Genomic DNA, 5,423 nt, shown 5'->3' on the forward strand with positions numbered 1-5,423 from the left:
GGGAACGACGAAAGGCCCACCCCGGTCAGGGGTGGGCCTTTCGTTGAATGATTGTCCGGCGGCGTCCTACTCTCCCACACCCTGGCGGGTGCAGTACCATCGGCGCTGAAGGGCTTAGCTTCCGGGTTCGGAATGGGACCGGGCGTTTCCCCTTCGCTATGACCGCCGTAACTCTGTCGAGATGTCAACGGGAATGAACCGTTGGTTTCTCGGGAACCGCACAGTGGACGCGTAGCAATGAATGAAGTTAGTCAAGTTGTCGGCTTATTAGTACCGGTCAGCTGCGGCAGTCGTTAGTCCTGCCTTCCACATCCGGCCTATCTACCCAGTGGTCTAGCTGGGAGCCTCTCACCCACAAGGGGCGTGGAAACCTCATCTTGAAGCAGGCTTCCCGCTTAGATGCTTTCAGCGGTTATCCCTTCCGAACGTAGCCAACCAGCCGTGCTCCTGGCGGAACAACTGGCACACCAGAGGTTCGTCCGTCCCGGTCCTCTCGTACTAGGGACAGCCCTTCTCAAGTTTCCTGCGCGCGCAGCGGATAGGGACCGAACTGTCTCACGACGTTCTAAACCCAGCTCGCGTACCGCTTTAATGGGCGAACAGCCCAACCCTTGGGACCTACTCCAGCCCCAGGATGCGACGAGCCGACATCGAGGTGCCAAACCATGCCGTCGATATGGACTCTTGGGCAAGATCAGCCTGTTATCCCCGGGGTACCTTTTATCCGTTGAGCGACGGCGCTTCCACAAGCCACCGCCGGATCACTAGTTCCGACTTTCGTCCCTGCTCGACCTGTCAGTCTCACAGTCAAGCTCCCTTGTGCACTTGCACTCGCCACCTGATTGCCAACCAGGCTGAGGGAACCTTTGAGCGCCTCCGTTACATTTTAGGAGGCAACCGCCCCAGTTAAACTACCCACCAGGCACTGTCCCTGATCCGGATCACGGACCGAGGTTAGATATCCAGAGCGACCAGAGTGGTATTTCAACGTTGACTCCACCGACACTGGCGTGCCGGCTTCACAGTCTCCCACCTATCCTACACAAGCCGCACCGAACACCAATACCAAGCTATAGTAAAGGTCCCGGGGTCTTTCCGTCCTGCTGCGCGTAACGAGCATCTTTACTCGTAGTGCAATTTCGCCGAGTTCGCGGTTGAGACAGCGGAGAAGTCGTTACGCCATTCGTGCAGGTCGGAACTTACCCGACAAGGAATTTCGCTACCTTAGGATGGTTATAGTTACCACCGCCGTTTACTGGGGCTTAAATTCTGAGCTTCGCACTTGCGTGCTGACCCGTCCTCTTAACCTTCCAGCACCGGGCAGGCGTCAGTCCGTATACATCGTCTTGCGACTTCGCACGGACCTGTGTTTTTAGTAAACAGTCGCTTCTCCCTGGTCTCTGCGGCCCTCCACGCTTCCCCGGGCATGCCGGTTCACGCTTGAGGCCCCCCTTCTCCCGAAGTTACGGGGGCATTTTGCCGAGTTCCTTAACCACGATTCTCTCGATCGCCTTGGTATTCTCTACCTGACCACCTGAGTCGGTTTGGGGTACGGGCGGCTAGAACCTCGCGTCGAGGCTTTTCTTGGCAGCATAGGATCACCCATTTCCCGCATACGCGGTACCCGTCGGCTCTCAGGCTTCACGAGGTGCGGATTTGCCTACACCTCACCCTACGACCTTGGACGTGGACTACCATCGCCACGCTGGGCTACCTTCCTGCGTCACCCCTGTTAATACGCTTACCTACTACCGGTTCGGGTCCCGTGCTCCCCTGCCTCGGTGTCCCGAAGGACGATGAGACAGGCTCGGACGGTTAGCATCACCGGGCTCGGTATGGGCGGTTCTTCGCCGGTACGGGAATATCAACCCGTTGTCCATCGACTACGCCTGTCGGCCTCGCCTTAGGTCCCGACTTACCCAGGGCGGATTAGCCTGGCCCTGGAACCCTTGGTCATTCGGCGGACGGGTTTCTCACCCGTCTTTCGCTACTCATGCCTGCATTCTCACTCGTGCCGGCTCCACCGCTGGGTCACCCCGCGGCTTCACTGCCGGCACGACGCTCCCCTACCCATCCACACGACTGAACCACGAAGGCTTGTCTCCTGTGTGAATGCCACAGCTTCGGCGGTGTGCTTGAGCCCCGCTACATTGTCGGCGCGGAATCACTTGACCAGTGAGCTATTACGCACTCTTTCAAGGGTGGCTGCTTCTAAGCCAACCTCCTGGTTGTCTGTGCAACTCCACATCCTTTCCCACTTAGCACACGCTTAGGGGCCTTAGCTGGTGGTCTGGGCTGTTTCCCTCTCGACTACGGAGCTTATCCCCCGCAGTCTCACTGCCACGCTCTGGCTTACCGGCATTCGGAGTTTGGCTAACGTCAGTAACCTGGTGGGGCCCATCGGCTATCCAGTAGCTCTACCTCCGGCAAGAAACGCGTGACGCTGCACCTAAATGCATTTCGGGGAGAACCAGCTATCACGAAGTTTGATTGGCCTTTCACCCCTAACCACAGGTCATCCCCCAGGTTTTCAACCCTGGTGGGTTCGGGCCTCCACGCGGTCTTACCCGCGCTTCACCCTGCCCATGGCTAGATCACTTCGCTTCGGGTCTAGAGCACGCGACTACGGTCGCCCTATTCGGACTCGCTTTCGCTACGGCTTCCCCACACGGGTTAACCTCGCCACGTACCACTAACTCGCAGGCTCATTCTTCAAAAGGCACGCCGTCACCCCTGCTAAGGAGGCTCCGACGGATTGTATGCACACGGTTTCAGGTACTATTTCACTCCCCTCCCGGGGTACTTTTCACCTTTCCCTCACGGTACTTGTCCGCTATCGGTCACCAGGTAGTATTTAGGCTTACACAGTGGTCTGTGCAGATTCACTCCGGGTTTCTCGGGCCCGGAGCTACTTGGGATCCCCTTCGGGAGGCCACGCCATTTCGTCTACGGGGGTAACACCCTCTGTGCCGGGCCTTTCAAGACCCTTCGACTATAACGCGGCTTTCTGACTCCCTGCCCAGGCGGCAGCCCGGACTGAAAGGTCCCACAACCCCGAACGCGCAACGCCTGCCGGCTATCACACGCGCTCGGTTTGGCCTGATCCGCTTTCGCTCGCCACTACTCACGGAATATCTCTTCCTGCCGGTACTGAGATGTTTCACTTCCCGGCGTTCCCTCCACGCACCCTATATATTCAGATGCGGGTCACACGACATGACTCGTGCGGGGTTTCCCCATTCGGAAATCCTCGGATCACGGTTCGTTTGCCAACTCCCCGAGGCTTATCGCAGGCTACTACGTCCTTCTTCGGCTCCTGGTGCCAAGGCATCCACCCTGTGCACTTATAAACTTGACCACAAAGATCATTCAAAGATGCTCGCGTCCACTGTGCAGTTCTCAAGCAACCACCGGCCACCGCAAGACACCCCGGCGCCTACCCACCCGACCAGCACCCACCCCGAAGGGACGAGCACCACCCGAGCACGGCGGTTCGACCGGACCTCACGGCCCCGACCAAGGCAACACCCACCACGTGGCTGTTCCCTCAGGACCCAACAGCGTGCCAAGCCGACCCGCGACGAACCGATGCACTCCCGTTCCCTCCCCACAGCAAGCTGCAGGCGTACTAGAAAGCCACCGACCCAACGAGCCGGCCAGTAGTCGATGTTCCACCCGTGAGCACCACCCCGGCCGCGTTCGGACCGAGCGTGGGCCTGGACACCGCCACCACCCCATGACAGGGCGACCCGGTGCCAGATGCTCCTTAGAAAGGAGGTGATCCAGCCGCACCTTCCGGTACGGCTACCTTGTTACGACTTAGTCCTAATCGCCAGTCCCACCTTCGACGACTCCCCCCAAAAGGTTGGGCCATCGGCTTCGGGTGTTACCGACTTTCATGACTTGACGGGCGGTGTGTACAAGGCCCGGGAACGTATTCACCGCAGCGTTGCTGATCTGCGATTACTAGCGACTCCGACTTCATGGGGTCGAGTTGCAGACCCCAATCCGAACTGAGACCGGCTTTTTGGGATTCGCTCCACCTCGCGGTATCGCAGCCCTTTGTACCGGCCATTGTAGCATGCGTGAAGCCCAAGACATAAGGGGCATGATGATTTGACGTCATCCCCACCTTCCTCCGAGTTGACCCCGGCAGTCTCCCATGAGTCCCCGGCATAACCCGCTGGCAACATGGGACGAGGGTTGCGCTCGTTGCGGGACTTAACCCAACATCTCACGACACGAGCTGACGACAACCATGCACCACCTGTACACCGACCTTGCGGGGCGCACATCTCTGCACGTTTCCGGTGTATGTCAAGCCTTGGTAAGGTTCTTCGCGTTGCATCGAATTAATCCGCATGCTCCGCCGCTTGTGCGGGCCCCCGTCAATTTCTTTGAGTTTTAGCCTTGCGGCCGTACTCCCCAGGCGGGGCACTTAATGCGTTTGCTGCGGCACGGAATCCGTGGAATGGACCCCACACCTAGTGCCCAACGTTTACGGCATGGACTACCAGGGTATCTAATCCTGTTCGCTCCCCATGCTTTCGCTCCTCAGCGTCAGTTGCGGCCCAGTGACCTGCCTTCGCCATCGGTGTTCCTCCTGATATCTGCGCATTCCACCGCTACACCAGGAATTCCAGTCACCCCTACCGCACTCTAGTCTGCCCGTACCCACTGCAAGCCCCAGGTTGAGCCTGAGGTTTTCACAGCAGACGCGACAAACCGCCTACGAGCTCTTTACGCCCAATAATTCCGGACAACGCTTGCGCCCTACGTATTACCGCGGCTGCTGGCACGTAGTTAGCCGGCGCTTCTTCTGCAGGTACCGTCACTTTCGCTTCTTCCCTGCTGAAAGCGGTTTACAACCCGAAGGCCGTCATCCCGCACGCGGCGTCGCTGCATCAGGCTTTCGCCCATTGTGCAATATTCCCCACTGCTGCCTCCCGTAGGAGTCTGGGCCGTGTCTCAGTCCCAGTGTGGCCGGTCGCCCTCTCAGGCCGGCTACCCGTCGTCGCCTTGGTAGGCCATTACCCCACCAACAAGCTGATAGGCCGCGAGCCCATCCCCCACCGATAAATCTTTCCAGACGCTACAGATGCCCGTGCGTCTCGTATCCGGTATTAGACCTCGTTTCCAAGGCTTATCCCAGAGTGAAGGGTAGGTTGCTCACGTGTTACTCACCCGTTCGCCACTGATCCGGTCAGCAAGCTGACCTTCACCGTTCGACTTGCATGTGTTAAGCACGCCGCCAGCGTTCGTCCTGAGCCAGAATCAAACTCTCCGTGAATGTCAAACAGCCACCCACCGACCGAAACCGGCGAGCAACAGACACACAAAGAACCCCCCCGAAGAGGGGCATCAACTGGCATCATCCCTGACCAGACCCACGGGGTGGACCCAGCCAGGCTCGACACCAAAAA

At 58.7% G+C, this 5,423-nt stretch carries 3 rRNA genes; all 3 read right to left on the bottom strand.

The features are described 5' to 3' along the window. Positions 1-53: 53 nt before the first annotated feature. A 5S ribosomal RNA gene (gene rrf / locus BMZ16_RS18765) occupies positions 54-170 on the bottom strand. Between the two features lie 77 nt (positions 171-247). Continuing rightward, positions 248-3,358, bottom strand: a 23S ribosomal RNA gene (locus BMZ16_RS18770). A 412-nt stretch (positions 3,359-3,770) separates the two neighbouring features. Beyond that, positions 3,771-5,290: ribosomal RNA gene (locus tag BMZ16_RS18775) — 16S ribosomal RNA — on the bottom strand. The 16S, 23S and 5S rRNA genes sit together here, the layout of an rRNA operon. Positions 5,291-5,423: the final 133 nt, after the last annotated feature.

Origin of the sequence: Cellulomonas sp. KH9 (genome assembly GCF_900114185.1) — a bacterium.
Lineage (GTDB): Bacteria > Actinomycetota > Actinomycetes > Actinomycetales > Cellulomonadaceae > Cellulomonas.